Origin of the sequence: Streptomyces sp. MNU76 (assembly GCF_020982545.1) — a bacterium.
Taxonomy (GTDB): Bacteria; Actinomycetota; Actinomycetes; order Streptomycetales; family Streptomycetaceae; genus Streptomyces.
In genome coordinates this window covers 346978-360818 of record NZ_JAJKLK010000008.1, presented here as the reverse complement: position 1 = coordinate 360818, position 13841 = coordinate 346978, and the positions used below count along the sequence as shown (strand labels likewise).

Annotated in this window: 10 protein-coding genes and 3 pseudogenes; 6 read left to right on the top strand and 7 right to left on the bottom strand. The window is 72.4% G+C overall.

Features of this window, described 5'->3' with window-relative positions:
* Nucleotides 1-192: 192 nt before the first annotated feature.
* Nucleotides 193-499: pseudogene (locus E4N62_RS21865) on the bottom strand (ABC transporter ATP-binding protein); the annotation flags it as partial.
* Nucleotides 500-754: 255 nt separating this feature from the next.
* A pseudogene (locus E4N62_RS21860) lies at nucleotides 755-1228 on the bottom strand (transposase); the annotation flags it as partial.
* A gap of 65 nt (nucleotides 1229-1293) precedes the next feature.
* Between E4N62_RS21860 and E4N62_RS21855 the strand changes: the two are divergent.
* Both E4N62_RS21855 and E4N62_RS49540 read left to right on the top strand, forming a co-directional pair.
* Entirely contained in the window at nucleotides 1294-2013 is a 720-nt protein-coding gene (locus tag E4N62_RS21855) for an IS6 family transposase (protein ID WP_230216878.1), read from the top strand.
* A gap of 5 nt (nucleotides 2014-2018) precedes the next feature.
* Nucleotides 2019-2201, top strand: a pseudogene (locus E4N62_RS49540) (hypothetical protein); the annotation flags it as partial.
* Here the strand turns inward: E4N62_RS49540 and E4N62_RS21850 are convergent.
* The 3 genes from E4N62_RS21850 to E4N62_RS21840 form a co-directional block, all read right to left on the bottom strand.
* Nucleotides 2202-3008: an AraC family transcriptional regulator gene (locus tag E4N62_RS21850; protein ID WP_230216876.1), complete on the bottom strand. Its 807-nt coding sequence runs from the start codon at nucleotides 3006-3008 to the stop codon at nucleotides 2202-2204.
* Between the two features lie 102 nt (nucleotides 3009-3110).
* Nucleotides 3111-3983 (bottom strand): class II fructose-bisphosphate aldolase, encoded by an 873-nt coding sequence (locus E4N62_RS21845; protein WP_230216874.1) that lies wholly within the window; start codon nucleotides 3981-3983, stop codon nucleotides 3111-3113.
* 13 nt (nucleotides 3984-3996) lie between these two features.
* Nucleotides 3997-4887 (bottom strand): SIS domain-containing protein, encoded by an 891-nt coding sequence (locus E4N62_RS21840; protein ID WP_230216872.1) that lies wholly within the window; start codon nucleotides 4885-4887, stop codon nucleotides 3997-3999.
* An 89-nt stretch (nucleotides 4888-4976) separates the two neighbouring features.
* Here E4N62_RS21840 and E4N62_RS21835 point away from each other — a divergent pair, with 89 nt between their 5' ends.
* Nucleotides 4977-5756: a DeoR/GlpR family DNA-binding transcription regulator gene (locus E4N62_RS21835; protein ID WP_230216870.1), complete on the top strand. Its 780-nt coding sequence runs from the start codon at nucleotides 4977-4979 to the stop codon at nucleotides 5754-5756.
* A 113-nt stretch (nucleotides 5757-5869) separates the two neighbouring features.
* On the opposite strand, the gene E4N62_RS21830 is transcribed toward E4N62_RS21835, so the two are convergent.
* Entirely contained in the window at nucleotides 5870-6850 is a 981-nt protein-coding gene (locus E4N62_RS21830) for an Lrp/AsnC family transcriptional regulator (RefSeq protein ID WP_230216868.1), read from the bottom strand.
* Between the two features lie 196 nt (nucleotides 6851-7046).
* Between E4N62_RS21830 and E4N62_RS21825 the strand changes: the two genes are divergently transcribed.
* Both E4N62_RS21825 and E4N62_RS21820 read left to right on the top strand, forming a co-directional pair.
* Nucleotides 7047-8399, top strand: coding sequence for an Nramp family divalent metal transporter (locus E4N62_RS21825; protein ID WP_230216866.1), 1353 nt, complete (start codon nucleotides 7047-7049; stop codon nucleotides 8397-8399).
* A complete protein-coding gene (locus E4N62_RS21820; protein WP_230216864.1) occupies nucleotides 8396-9895 on the top strand; it encodes an amidase in 1500 nt (499 codons plus the stop codon). Before E4N62_RS21825 ends, E4N62_RS21820 begins: the two co-directional genes overlap by 4 nt.
* 17 nt (nucleotides 9896-9912) lie before the next feature.
* Here E4N62_RS21820 and E4N62_RS21815 read toward each other — a convergent pair whose 3' ends face one another.
* Entirely contained in the window at nucleotides 9913-10872 is a 960-nt protein-coding gene (locus tag E4N62_RS21815) for a hypothetical protein (protein ID WP_230217087.1), read from the bottom strand.
* A gap of 180 nt (nucleotides 10873-11052) precedes the next feature.
* On the opposite strand from E4N62_RS21815, the gene E4N62_RS21810 reads away from it, so the two are divergent.
* Entirely contained in the window at nucleotides 11053-13338 is a 2286-nt protein-coding gene (locus tag E4N62_RS21810; protein ID WP_230216862.1) for a cation-translocating P-type ATPase, read from the top strand.
* Nucleotides 13339-13841 lie beyond the last annotated feature (503 nt).

Genomic DNA, 13841 nt, shown 5'->3' with positions numbered 1-13841 from the left:
ACCCTGCGCGTTCGCGACGCTCCGACAGCGCGCTTTTCTGACCGGTTTCCGAGGGTAGCGACTGTGCAACCGCGGGTAACGTCCGCTCCCGGCGGACGGGCGAGGTGCTGCCGTCCGGTCGACTCCCTGCTGCGCCAGATCGGGCGGCGGCGGGTTCCCGCCTGCGGGCGAGGATGTCCGTGACCGACTCGGTCACGTGGACCCGGTGCCCGTACGAGCGGGCGACGACGTCCTGCGGTACCCGTCCGGCGCCGGGTCGGCCGGTCCGGGCAGCCCGCCGGGACCGGCTCCTGGAACCGGTTCTCCGAGGGCCGGCTCGGTGCTCTCGCCGAGGAAGCCGCCCGACTGGTGCTGCCACAGCTTTGGCGTAGGAACCGCTCGCCGTGAGCAGCTCCTCGTGGGTGCCCTGCTTGACGACGCTTCCTCGGTCGAGGACGACGAGACGGTCCATGCCGGCGACGGTGCTCAGACGGTGGGCCACCACGAGGGCCGTACGTCCCGGGCATGGCAGGATGGCCTCGAACTGCGGGGAGTTACCGCGCTGCCCGACGGTGACCACAATCCGCCCGCAGCCATCGAGACAGTCCGGGATGTGACGCACCAACAGTCGCCGGACCCACACGCTGTTCCTGTAGCTCCTGGGACTCATCGCTAGTAGGACTCCGTTAGGTTGCTCTGGCTCTTGTGCTTGGGCTGGTGGTGGGCGTTCTGGGCAGGGGGCGGTGGCAGGTGGTGCAGGTGCCGGTCCAGCAGTTCAGCAGGTCCTGGATGGTGTCGAGGATCTGGTAGAGGGTGAGTCCGCTGTATCGGCTTTGGGGGCCAGGCGTTGCTCGGTGAGGAAGGCGTGGGCGGCGGTGACCAGGGTGACGTGGTGATGCCACCCGGTCCAGGAACGTCCCTCGAAGTGGTCCAGGCCGAGGCCGTGCTTGAGTTCCCGGTAGTCGTGCTCGATGCGCCAGCGGATCTTGGCGAGGCGGACCAGTTCGGCCAGGGGGGTGCCGGCGGGAAGGCTGGACAGCCAGTAGTCGGTGGGTGCTTCGGCGTCGGCGGGCCATTCGGCCAGCAGCGTCACCTCGGGCAGGACGCCGTCCCAGTGGCCGTACCCGGCGGTGGCGGCGGCCTGGGCCAGGCGGCGGGAGCGGATGCCGGCCGGCCGCACCCGCAGCGCCAGAAAGCGTGAGCGCATCGGCCCGCGGGAGCCTTCCCGCCAGGTCACCTCGGTGAAAGGCGCTGTCACGTTGGCTGAGCGGGTGGGATGATCTTCTGGTTGATCGTGTTGGAGGGGGCTGTTCCGTGGGGGCCGTGGCTCCGTCGTACAAGGGGCACCGATACCCGGTCGAGGTCATCTCCCGCTGCGTGTGGCTGTACCACCGCTTCCCCCTCAGCTTCCGCGAGCTCGAGGAGCTGATGCTCGAGCGCGGGATCGTCCTCTCCTACGAGACGGTGCGCCGCTGGTGCGCCAAGTTCGGGCAGCGGTACGCCGATTCGCTGCGCCGCCGCCGGCCCCGACCTGGTGACAAGTGGCACTTGGACGAGGTCTTCATCAAGATCAATGGAGAACAGAAGTATCTGTGGCGGGCGGTCGACCAGGACGGCAACGTCCTGGACATCCTGGTACAGAACCGCCGGGACAAAGCCGCGGCCAAATACTTCTTCCGCCGCCTGCTGAAGAACACGGGTGCGGTGCCGCGGGTGATCGTCACCGACAAGCTCCGCTCCTACGGCGCGGCCCACCGCGAGGTCATGCCCTCCGTCGAGCACCGCTCCCACAAGGGGCTGAACAACCGGGCGGAGAACAGCCACCAGCCAACAAGGCAGCGCGAACGAGCGATGAAAGGCTTCCGCAGCACCGGCGCAGCCCAGCGGTTCCTGGCCGCGTTCAGCGGCATCTCACCCCACTTCCGCCCCCGACGCCACCGGCTGTCCGCACACCACTACCGAGCCGAGATGACCGTCCGCTTCGCCATCTGGGAACAGATCACCAGCGCCGCCTACCCCTCCACCACGGCCTGAGCACAGCCCGGAACCGGGCTCCACCACGCCACGACGCACCATCAGACACCTACCCACCCAACAACGTGACAGCGCCCTGGCGGGGCATCGCCACACGCTTCGACAAGACGCCCGAAAGCTATCTCGCCGGTCTCGAACTCCGTGCCTCGATGATCTGGATCGGAGATCTCTTGCAAGCAGCCGATTGATCACAACATCACACAGGCCCTAGCGACACCCGCCGTGAGGGTGGCCCCGCGCAGGGCGCGCGGCGAAGCGCCCAGTTCTCGGCGGCAGGCCTTGTTGAAGGCCTGGAGGTCGGGGATGCCGACGGAGGCGGCCACGGCGGGAATGGAGAGGGTCGTGGCGCGCAGCAGATGGTGGGCGCGTTCGAGTCTGCGGCGGCGGATGTAGGCGACGACGGTGCCGCCGGTCTCGGCGTGGAACAGCCGGGTCAGGTGGTTGTGGGAGACGCCGGCCACGCGTGCCACCTCCGGGATGGTGAGCGGAGCGGCCAGGTGGGCCTCGATGTGGGCGATGGCGGTGGTGACCGCCGGGTGCGGTCCGGGAGCGGCCGCGACGGGCGGGGTCAGCTGGGCCACCCGCCACAGGGCGGTCCACAGTTCGGCCCGGGTGCGGTCCGGCTCGCTCGGCGCGGCGGCCACCGCCTGGAGCAACAGGTCGGTGAGCGCGGGGAGTTCGGCGCCGGCGTCCTGGACGACCGGCACCGTGCGGGGCGGTCCGGACGGGGCGATGCGCAGATGGGCGAAGAGGTGTTCGGAGCGGCCCCGGTAGCGGTAGCGGACGGTGGTGTCGGGCGGGACGAGGCTGACCCGGCCGGGGCGGATGGTGTGGGTGGTGCCGTCGACGGTCAGTTCGGCCTCGTACTGGTAGAGGTGCAGCTGCCACAGCTCCGGCAGCCGGAACACGTCCGTGCGGCTCGCGACGCCGTGCACGCCGACACCGGTGAGGGCGACGTCCGGTGGCTCACCGAGGTGGATCTCCGTCTCCCGCATGACCGGAAACGTATCAGTGACGGGCGTCACACTTCGCTCCCGGGGAGGGGTGCTTCGCGAGACGGTCACATTCCCACGCGGGACGGACGCGTACGGGCCCTGCTATGCGGGCGGAAGCGTCTCCTCCGTCCGCAGGACGCCGATCAGCCGGCCGACCGTGTCCGCCATCGCCGTCCGGCCCGCCGCGAGGTACGTGCGCGGGTCCACCGCGTCGGGGCGGGCGGCGAGGTGGTCCCGGATCGCGCCGGTCAGGGCGATGTTGAGCGCGGTGCCGATGTTGACCTTGGCGATGCCGCCCGCCACGGCCGCGCGCAGTTCGCCGTCCGGGACTCCGGAGGAGCCGTGCAGGACGAGGGGGACGTCGAGGGCGGCGGCCAGCCGTTTCAGCAGGACGTGGTCGAGGGTCGCGGTGCGGGTGGTCATCGCGTGGGAGCTGCCGATGGCGACGGCGAGCGCGTCCACACCGGAGTCCGCCACGAAGGCCCGCGCCTCCTCGGGGTCGGTACGGGCGCCGGGCGCGTGCGCGTCGAGCGGCGGGGCGCCGTTCTTGCCCCCGACCTGCCCCAACTCGGCCTCGATCCAGAGCCCTTGGCCGTGCGCCCACTGAACGGCGGCGTGGGTCGCGGCGAGGTTGTCCAGGTAGGGCAGGCGGGAGGCGTCGTACATCACGGAGCTGAAGCCGGCGTCGGCCACCCGGCGCAGCAGATCCTCGCTCCGGATGTGGTCGAGGTGGAGCGCGACGGGCACGGCCGCCCGCTCGGCGGCCGCGGACGCGGCGCGGGCCAGCGGCAGCAGGTCCCCGTCGTGGTACTTGACGGCGTTCTCGCTGACCTGGAGGACCACGGGCGCGGCGACGGACTCGGCGCCCGCGACGATCGCCTCGACGTGTTCCAGGGTGATGGCGTTGAACGCGGCCACGGCGGAGTGCGCGGCGGCCGCCTCGGTGATCAGCGCACCGGTCGTCGTCAGGGGCACGGCTCCTCCTGGTTCAGCGGTCGTTCGCGTCGAGGATCACCGAACGCGTCAGGTGGCGCGGACGGTCGGGGTCGAGGCCGCGGGCGGCGGCCACGGCGACGGCGAGCCGCTGGGCGCGGACCAGTTCGGCGAGCGGATCCAGCCCGCCGGCCACCCAGGTCGCGCCGGTCTCCCGCACCTGCGTGGCCAGGCCGTCGGGCGCCTCGCCGAACATCCAGGTCACCGTGGAGCGGGTGGTGACGCTGATGGGGCCGTGCCGGTACTCCATCGCCGGGTAGGCCTCGCTCCACGCCAGGGCGGCCTCGCGCATCTTCAGGGCGGCCTCGTGGGCGAGGCCCACGGTCCAGCCCCGGCCGAGGAAGGTGAACTGGGCGCTGTCGACAAGCCCTTCGGGCAGCGGCGCCTCCAGCGCGGCACGCGCGTCGGCGACGGCGGCATCGGGGTGCAGGCCGAGGTGGGCGCGCAGGAGGGTGAGGGTGGTGGTGGCGAAGCGGGTCTGGACCACGGACTTCTCGTCGGCGAAGTCCAGCACGACCAGGTCGTCCGCGGCCGTCATGACGGGGGTGTCCGGGTCGGCGGTGACCGCCGTGGTGCGGGTACGGCCGCGCAGCGCGCCCAGCAGGTCCAGCACCTCGGTGGTGGTGCCCGAGCGGGTGAGGGCGACGACGCGGTCGTAGGCCCGCCCGTGGGGGAACTCCGAGGCCGGAAAGGCGTCGGTCTCGCCCTGCCCGGCCCGCTCGCGCAAGCCGGCGGCGGCCCGCGCCATGAAGTACGAGGTTCCGCAGCCGACGAGCGCCACCCGCTCCCCCGGTGCCGGCAGGGCCCCGGCGTGTCCGGGGGCGTCGGCGGCGACGCGGGCCCAGCACTCGGGCTGACTGTGCAGCTCGTCCTCTACATGGGTCATGCGGGAACCCTCCCCTGGATACGCGGGGCTCATGCTTATTTCTGCACGATAGAGTCATCTTTCGAGCATCTTCAAGCACGAGGAGACGGATGTCCCGCGCCGAACGCTGGCAGACACTGCTCGAACTGCTCGTCGAACGGGGGCGGCTGGACGTCGAGGAGGCGGCCGCCGAGCTGGGGGTGTCCGCCGCGACCATCCGGCGTGACCTCGACGGGCTCGCCGAGCAGCAGATGCTCGTGCGCACCCGGGGCGGGGCGGTCGTGCACGGCGTCTCGTACGAGCTGCCGCTGCGCTACAAGACGGCCCGGCGTGCCACCGAGAAGCAGCGCATCGCGAAGGCGGTGGCGGATCTCGTCGCGCCCGGCGAGGCGGTGGGGCTGACCGGTGGCACGACGACCACGGAGGTGGCGCGGGCCCTGGCCGTGCGGGGCGATCTGGCGTCCGGCGCGCCCGCGCTGACCGTCGTCACGAACGCGCTCAACATCGCCAGCGAGTTGGCGGTGCGCCCCCAGTTCAAGATCGTGGTGACGGGCGGGGTGGCCCGCGCCCAGTCGTACGAGCTCGTGGGCCCGCTCGCCGACGGGGTGCTGGACCGGATCACCCTGGACATGGCCGTGCTCGGTGTCGTCGCCCTCGACGTGTCCCATGGTGCGGCCGCGCACGACGAGGCGGAGGCCGCCGTCAACCGGCTGCTGTGCGAGCGTGCCGAGCGGGTCGTCGTCGCGGCCGACTCCAGCAAGCTGGGCCGGCGGGCCTTCGCCTGGATCTGTGCGACGGAGGCCGTGGACACGCTGGTCACGGACTCGGCCGCCGCGCCCGCGACGGTGCGCCGCTTCGAGGAGGCCGGGATACGGGTCGTCACCGTCTGAGACCCTCACCGTCTGAGACCCTCACCGTCTGAGACCCTCACCGTCTGAGACCGTCACCGTCTGAGGGCCGTCGTGTCCGAGGGCCGCCGCTCTCTCCCCGGCACGGCGTCGGGTCAGTCCTGGAGCCAGGGGGCCGGCATGCCGCCGCGCTTGAGGGTGGTGAGGACCAGGGAGACGTCGATGGACGCCACGTCGGGGAGCCACGGGGAGCGGGTGACGAAGGCGTGGAGGGCGTCCTCGTCGGGGAAGGCGGTGAGGACGAGGAGTTGACGCGCGCCGGTGGCGAAACTCGCGTAGCGGACGTGGGCGGACCCGGCGAGTGCCGTCGTCACGGTGTCGACCCGGGCCGGGGGCGTGCGGACCCAGAGGACGGCCTCGACGGGCAGCCCGAGCACCGCGGGCTCGATCACGGCCCGGATGCGGACCTTGCCCTCGCGCCGCAGCGCGCCGAGGCGTCGTCTCGCGGTGGCCTCCGACACGCCCGAGACGCGCGCGAGTTCGTCGTAGGTGCGGCGCCCGTCGTCGGCGAGGGCATGGAGCAACAGACGGTCGGCGCGGGAGAGTTCGGGGGGTGTCTCACTGGTCGGCAGGGGATCGGTGACCGGCCCTGACGCGCCGTCGGCGCCGGCGTCACCCCTCAGGGCGGCGATCTCGGCCTCGGTGAGCAGGCCCGCGTGCCACTCACGGATGGTGCGGGCATGCCGCAGCACGGCGAGGGTCCGGATCTCCACCACCCCCGGCAGACCGGCGAGTTCGTCGAGCACCAGTCCCGCCAGCCGTTCACGGGGCCACCGTAGTTCCGCGAGGCAGTCCAGGGTTCCGGTGAGCACGTGGGCGAAGACGCAGTCGGACCTGCGGGCCAGCGCGGTGGCGGTGATCCGGGCCCGGCCGGGGGCGCAGCGCACACCGACCACCACACTGCGGCCGCGCATCGGCAGCGCGCCGATCCGTACGAGGCCGGACTCCAGCAGCCGGGTGCCACGGCGGACGACGGTGCGTTCGGGCTCGCCGAGGGCCGCCGCGATGCGGTGCCAGGCTGCCCGGCCGTCGATCTGCAGCGCGCTGATGATGCGCCGGTCCAGTGAATCCGTCACGGGGCCGGTCCGCGGTGCGTCCATCGGCCCCAGACTATGGCGGATTCCGTCAACTCCGCAGGGGTTCTTGTTCCCTTCCGTCGCCGTGGCCCAGCCTGCCAGGAAGTGGAATCGCTCGGTCCCGCGCGGTCTCCCCGCCCCGCGGGCCACGCCCCGTGCCCCTCGGCCCGCACGGGCCACGCGCACCGTGACTCCCGTGACTCCCCGATCTACGGAGATGGTCGACGTGACCGTGCCTCCCGGCAGTCCCCCACGTTCCCCGGCCGCCGACGCCGCCCCGCAGGTGCCGCCGCGTCCCGGCGGCTCCCGCCGGGGTCGGTCGGCGCTCCTGGGTCCCGGGCTGGTGCTGGCGGCCGCCAGTGTGGGCGCCGGGGACATGGTGACCTCGCTCGCGGGCGCGGCCGGGTACGGGATGGCGCTGATGTGGGCCATCGTCATCGGGGTCGTCCTGAAGTACGCGCTCACCGAGGCGGTCGGCCGGCTGTACCTGGCCACCGGGCAGACCGTGATCGCGGGCCTGCGGTCGGCCGCCCGCTGGCTCCCGGCGGCGTTCATGCTCTTCGTCCTGGTCATCGCGCTGCTCTACGGGGCGGCGCTCGGCTCGGTGGCGTCCTTGGCGCTGTCCACGCTGTTCCCCGTGCTGCCCGTCCGGTCCGTGGCCGTCGCCATCGCGCTCTCGGCGGCGGCGCTCGTGTACGTCGGGCGGTACGCGCTGTTCGAGCGGGTGATGAGTGTCTTCCTGCTCGCCAAGTTCCTCGGCATGGCCGTCCTGGCAGTGCTCACCCTCGCGACCGCCGACGATCTGTCCGGCCTGCTCGGCACGCTGCGGCCGAGGCTGCCGGAGGGCGACGTGGTGACGGTGCTGGCGCTCATCGGCGGCGTGGGCGGGACGGCCGGGATCGCCTCGTACAGCTACTGGGTGCGGGAGAAGGGCTGGGCGGACCGGAGCCGACTGCGGCTGATGCGTACGGACTCGGCGGTGAGTTACGGCGTCACCCTGCTGTTCGTGCTGTGCACGACGGTGGTGGGCACGGGCCTGCTGTACGGCACGGGCGGCAGCATCACCGGCAACGACGGGCTGGCCGCGCTCGCCGATCCGCTCGGCGCCGATCTGGGGTCGGTGGCCCGGGTGCTGTTCCTGGGCACGTTCTTCCTGGTGACGCTGAGCGCGCTGGTCGGCGGCTTCAACGGCCTGTGCTATCTGCTCGCCGACTCGCTGCGCACGCTGCGGGGCGTCCCGGACGCCGAGGCGGAACCGCACATCGCGCAGCACGGCCGTCCGTTCCGGCTGTTCGTCCTCTACTGCGCCGTCACCTCGGTCGCCGTCATCTTCCTGGGGCGGCCGGTGCCCCTGGTGCTCACCTACGCCGCGGTCGGCTCGCTGATCCTGCCGCTGCTCTCCGGCGCGCTGCTGGTGCTCCTCAACCGCCGGAGCATGGAGCCGGCGCTGCGCAACCGGACCGTCTCGAACACGCTGCTGGGCGGCTCCTTCGTGCTCTTCGGAGTGCTCGCGGTCGTCCAGCTCAAGGAGTCCCTGGGAGGGGCGTGAACCACCTCGTGCGTCAACTCGTCGACCACCCCGCCAAGTACCCCGTGAACCCGACGGGCGACACGGACCCGTCGGACGACCTGTGCTTCCGGACCGCGTACGAACTCGCCGTCGCGCTGGCGCGCCGGGAGATCTCGGCGCGGGAGGTGGTGACCGCGCATCTGGAACGCGTCGAGCGGGTCGATCCGACGGTGAACGCGATCGTGACACTCGTGGCCGACCGGGCGCTGGAGCAGGCGACCCGGGCGGACGACCGGATGGCGGCCGGAGAGCCGGTCGGCCCGCTGCACGGGCTGCCCGTCGCGCACAAGGACCTGCACGACACGGCGGGCATCCGCACGACGTCCGGTTCGCCGGTCTTCGCCGAGCGGGTGCCCGACCGTGACCACCTGGTCGTCGAGCGGCTGCGGAAGGCGGGCGCGATCACGCTCGGCAAGACCAACGTCCCCGAACTGGGCCTGGGTTCGCACACCGTCAATCCCGTCTTCGGGGCCACCCGCAACCCCTACGACCTCTCCCGCAGCGCGGGCGGCAGCAGTGGTGGGGCGGGCGCGGCCCTGGCGTGCGGGATGCAGCCCATCGCCGACGGCAGCGACACCGGCGGCTCGCTGCGCAATCCCGCCTCCTTCAACAACGTCGTCGGACTGCGCCCGTCGCCGGGGCGGGTGCCGTCCTGGCCCGACAAAGCGCCCTGGGGACAGCTGTCGGTGAAGGGGCCGATGGCCCGGACCGTGGCGGACGTCGCGCTGACCCTGTCCGTGCTGGCGGGCCCGGATCCCCGCGATCCGCGCTCCCTGCAGACGCCGGGCTCCACCTTCGCCTGGCAACTCGACGGGAATCTGCGGGGGTTGCGGATCGCCTTCTCGCCCGATCTCGGTGGGGCCGTGCCCGTCGATCCGGAGGTACGGGAGGCGCTGCGGCCGGCGCCCGAGGTGTTCGCCGCGCTGGGCTGCGAGGTGGAGGAGGCCTGCCCGGACCTGCGCGGCGCGGACGAGGTGTTCCTCACCCAGCGCGCCTGGCAGATGGAGCTCTCCTACGGGAAGCTGCTCGACGAGCACCGCGACCTGCTGGCCCCGGACGTCGTCTGGAACATCGAGGAGGGCCGCAGGCTCGGCGGCCCCGACCTCGGACGGGCCCAGACACTGCACGGCGCGCTCTTCCACCGGGTCCGCGAGTTCTTCGAGCGGTACGACCTGCTGTTGCTGCCGGTCAGCCAGGTCGCGCCCTTCGACATCGGGCTGGCGTACCCGCCGGTCGTGGACGGCACCCCGATGGAGACCTATCTCGACTGGATGCGCTCGGCGTACCTGATCTCCGTGACGGGCTGTCCGGCCCTGTCCGTCCCGGCCGGGTTCACCCCCGGCGGGCTGCCGGTCGGGCTGCAGATCGTGGGCCCGCACCGGCGGGACTGGTCGGTGCTGAAGGCCGGGTACGCCTTCGAGCGGGCGACGCGGGTCGGGGAGCGGCGGCCTCCGGTGGTGACGGCCGCCGACTGAGTGCCGGGCCGCCGCCGTCAGTGCGTGTGCTCGGCCGGAGGTTCCTCGACCGCGTCCGGCGCGGCCGAGGAACCTCCGGCCTCGACCGTGAACGCCGCCGTGTGGACCTTGCCGTCGTGCTTGAAGTCCAGGAAGAGCCGGTAGCTGCCCGTGCTGGGGGCGGTGGCCGTGAAGGAGATGTCCGGGCCGGGTGCGGTCGTGCCGTCGCCGGGCTCGCCGTTCGGGTGGACGTGCAGGTAGGCGAGGTCACCGGAGCGCAGGGCCACCAGGTGGCCGTACGCGCCGAGGTAGGGCTGCAGATCGGTGACGGGCCTGCCGTCGCGGGAGACCTTCAGTTCCAGTTCGCTCGCGGCGCCCGGGCGCAGGCCACCGGCCAGTTCGACCTCGTAGCCGTTGACCTCGGTGGTGTCGGCCGGTGCCGGGAGCTTGCTCGGCTTGTACGTCCCCGAGGCGGCGAGGTCGGCGCCGAGAGTGAGGTTCTCGGCGTCCTCGCCGGCCGGGGTGAAGTCGGCGAAGACACGGTAGTCACCGGCCTCGGGCAGGTCCACGGGGGTGCTCCAGGTGCCGTCGGCGGCACGGGTGGGGTGCAGATGGCGATAGGTGACCAGGTCGCGCGAGGCGAGGATCAGGTGGAGTTCCTTGTCGTGCTCGCGCTGGTACGCGGTGACGGCGCGGCCCTTCGCGTCCCTGATCACGAAGCGCAGGTCGGAGCGGTCTTGGGCGGTGACGCTCGGGGTGCGCAGGTCGAGGCTGTAGCCGCCCTCGGAGATCTGCAGTCCGCCGGCCGGGGCGGCCGCGTGCGGGCCGGCGCCCTCTCCGGGCTCCGGTGACTTCTCGGTGTGGCCGTCGTGACGCGCGGGCTCTTTCCTCGCCGTGTCCGAGACGACGGGTTCGACGCCCTTGCCCACGCCGTAGGCGGCGCCGAACGTCGCGGCCAGCGCGGCGGCGAACGCGGTGATCCTCAGTCCGGTGTTCATGGCCGTCTCCTCCGAGGTCCAGGTCTTCACACAGCTCACCATACCCCTAGGGGGTATAGAGTCAAGTGCCGGGAACCACTTGCCCCCAATACCCCATAGGGGTATACAGGGACAGTGCGCAAGGATACCCCCACCCCGTATCCGAGAAGACCGCCACCCATCACGTACGAGGGAGCAGCCATGACCGTCACCACCACTGGTACCGGGACCGCCGCGGAGGTGGAGCTCACCATCGGCGGCATGACCTGCGCCTCCTGTGCCGCGCGCGTCGAGAAGAAGCTGAACCGGATGGACGGCGTCACCGCGACGGTCAACTACGCCACCGAGAAGGCGAAGGTCAGCTATCCGGACGACATCTCGGTGCGGGACCTGATCGCCACCGTGGAGGCGACCGGCTACACGGCACGGGAACCCGCGCCGCCCGCCCGGGCCGAGCCGGGCCGCACCGACGGCGGGGACGGCACCGGCGAGGCGGCGGACGACGAGCTGCGGCCGCTGCGGCAGCGCCTGGTCACCGCGGTGACCCTGGCCGTCCCCGTGGTCGCGATGGCGATGGTCCCCGCGTGGCAGTTCGAGTACTGGCAGTGGCTGTCCCTGACGCTGGCGGCTCCCGTGGTGACGTACGCCGGGTGGCCCTTCCACCGTGCCGCCTGGAAGAACGCCCGGCACGGGGCCGCCACCATGGACACCCTGATCTCCGTCGGCACCCTGGCCGCCTTCGGCTGGTCGCTGTGGGCGCTGTTCTTCGGAACGGCCGGCACACCGGGCATGACGCATCCCTTCGAGCTGACCATCGTCCGGGGCGACGGCGCCGGCTCGATCTATCTGGAGGCGGCCGCCGGGGTGACCGCCTTCATCCTCGCCGGGCGCTACTTCGAGGCCCGCTCCAAGCGGAAGGCGGGCGCGGCCCTGCGGGCACTGCTGGAGCTGGGCGCGAAGGACGTCACCGTGCTCACTCCCGACGACGGCGAACGGACTGTGCCCGTCGCCGAGTTGCATGTGGGCGACCGCTTCCTGGTACGGCCGGGCGAGAAGATCGCCACCGACGGGACCGTCGTCGAGGGCTCGTCCGCCGTGGACGCCTCCATGCTGACCGGCGAGTCCGTGCCCGTGGAGGTCGCGGTCGGCGACACGGTCACCGGCGCCACCGTGAACGCGGGCGGGCGTCTGGTCGTCGAGGCCACCAGGATCGGCTCCGACACCCAACTGGCCCGGATGGCGAAGCTGGTGGAGGACGCGCAGAACGGGAAGGCCTCGGCCCAGCGGCTCGCGGACCGCATCTCCGCCGTGTTCGTGCCGATCGTGATCGCCCTCGCCCTGGGCACCCTCGGCTTCTGGCTCGGCAACGGCGCCGGACTCACGGCGGCGTTCACCGCGGCGGTCGCCGTCCTGATCATCGCCTGCCCGTGCGCCCTGGGGCTCGCCACACCGACGGCGCTGCTGGTCGGCACCGGGCGCGGGGCGCAGCTGGGCATCCTGATCAAGGGCCCGGAGGTGCTGGAGTCCACCCGCAGGGTCGACACGGTCGTCCTCGACAAGACCGGCACCGTCACCACCGGCCGGATGACCCTGCTGGCCGTGCACCCCGCCGGCGGCACCGACGAGGCCGAGGTACTGCGTCTGGCGGGCGCGTTGGAGCACGCCTCCGAGCACCCGGTCGCCCGTGCCGTCGCCGAGGGCGCCCTGGCCCGCCTCGGCTCGCTGCCCACACCGGAGGACTTCGCCAACGTGCCCGGCCTCGGGGTGCAGGGCGTCGTCGACGGCCACGCGGTGCTCGTCGGCCGTGAACGGCTGCTCGCCGACTGGGCCATGGAACTGCCGACGGACCTGCGGCGGGACAAGGACCGGGCCGAGGCCGCCGGCCGCACCGTCGTCGTGGTCGCCTGGGACGGCGAGGCCCGCGCGGTCCTCGAAGTGGCCGACGCGGTGAAGGAGACCAGCGCCGAGGCCATCGCACGACTGCGCGGCCTCGGCCTCACCCCGATCCTGCTGACCGGGGACAACCGGGCCGTGGCCGAGTCCGTCGCCCGTGAGGTCAAGATCGCGCCCGAGGACGTGATCGCGGAGGTGCTGCCGCAGGACAAGGTCGCGGTCGTCAAGCGCCTTCAGGGCGAGGGCCGTTCGGTCGCCATGGTCGGTGACGGTGTCAACGACGCGGCCGCGCTCGCCCAGGCCGACCTGGGGCTGGCGCTGGGCACGGGCACGGACGCCGCGATCGAGGCCGGCGACCTGACCCTCGTACGGGGCGACCTGCGCGCGGCGGCCGACGCCATCCGCCTCGCCCGCCGGACCCTCGGCACGATCCGGTCCAACCTGTTCTGGGCGTTCGCCTACAACGTGGCGGCCCTGCCGCTCGCGGCGGCCGGTCTCCTCAACCCGATGATCGCGGGGGCGGCCATGGCCTTCTCCTCGGTCTTCGTCGTCGGCAACTCCCTTCGCCTGCGGACCTTCCGGGCGGCCGACTGAATCAACCGGCCCGGGCCGTGGGGCCGTTCCCCGCCGGGCGTGACCTCGCCGAATTCGCGACCTTCGCCAATTCACCGAGGTCACGCCCGGACGGGGTCGCCGAGCGATTCAAGGCGACGCCCGCGCCCCTTCGACGAAATCGCCGCCGAATTGCCGGTTCCGGTTCAACCGGGCGGCAAATCGCGGAACTGTGCCGTGAATCACAACGGTCAGGGCCGGGAGATCGCGCTCGAATGCCACGCCCTTGCCGAATTCCGCTCCGGGGCCGCGAAAAGCCGTCAGGACCGCTGATCGAATTCGACGCTAGCGATCACTGAGGGTGACGACAGCCGAAGCGGGCGAGGGAGGCGTCACGGCCGCGTGTTCGCCCGCACGGCGCACAGCCCACGGCGCACAGCCCACCGCAGCGGCATGCGGCATGCGGCATGCGAGGGCTGCCCCTGATGGGGCGGGCCCCGCCCTCGGAGTCGCGGGACGACCGCCCCGGGTCACCCCGCCCGCGG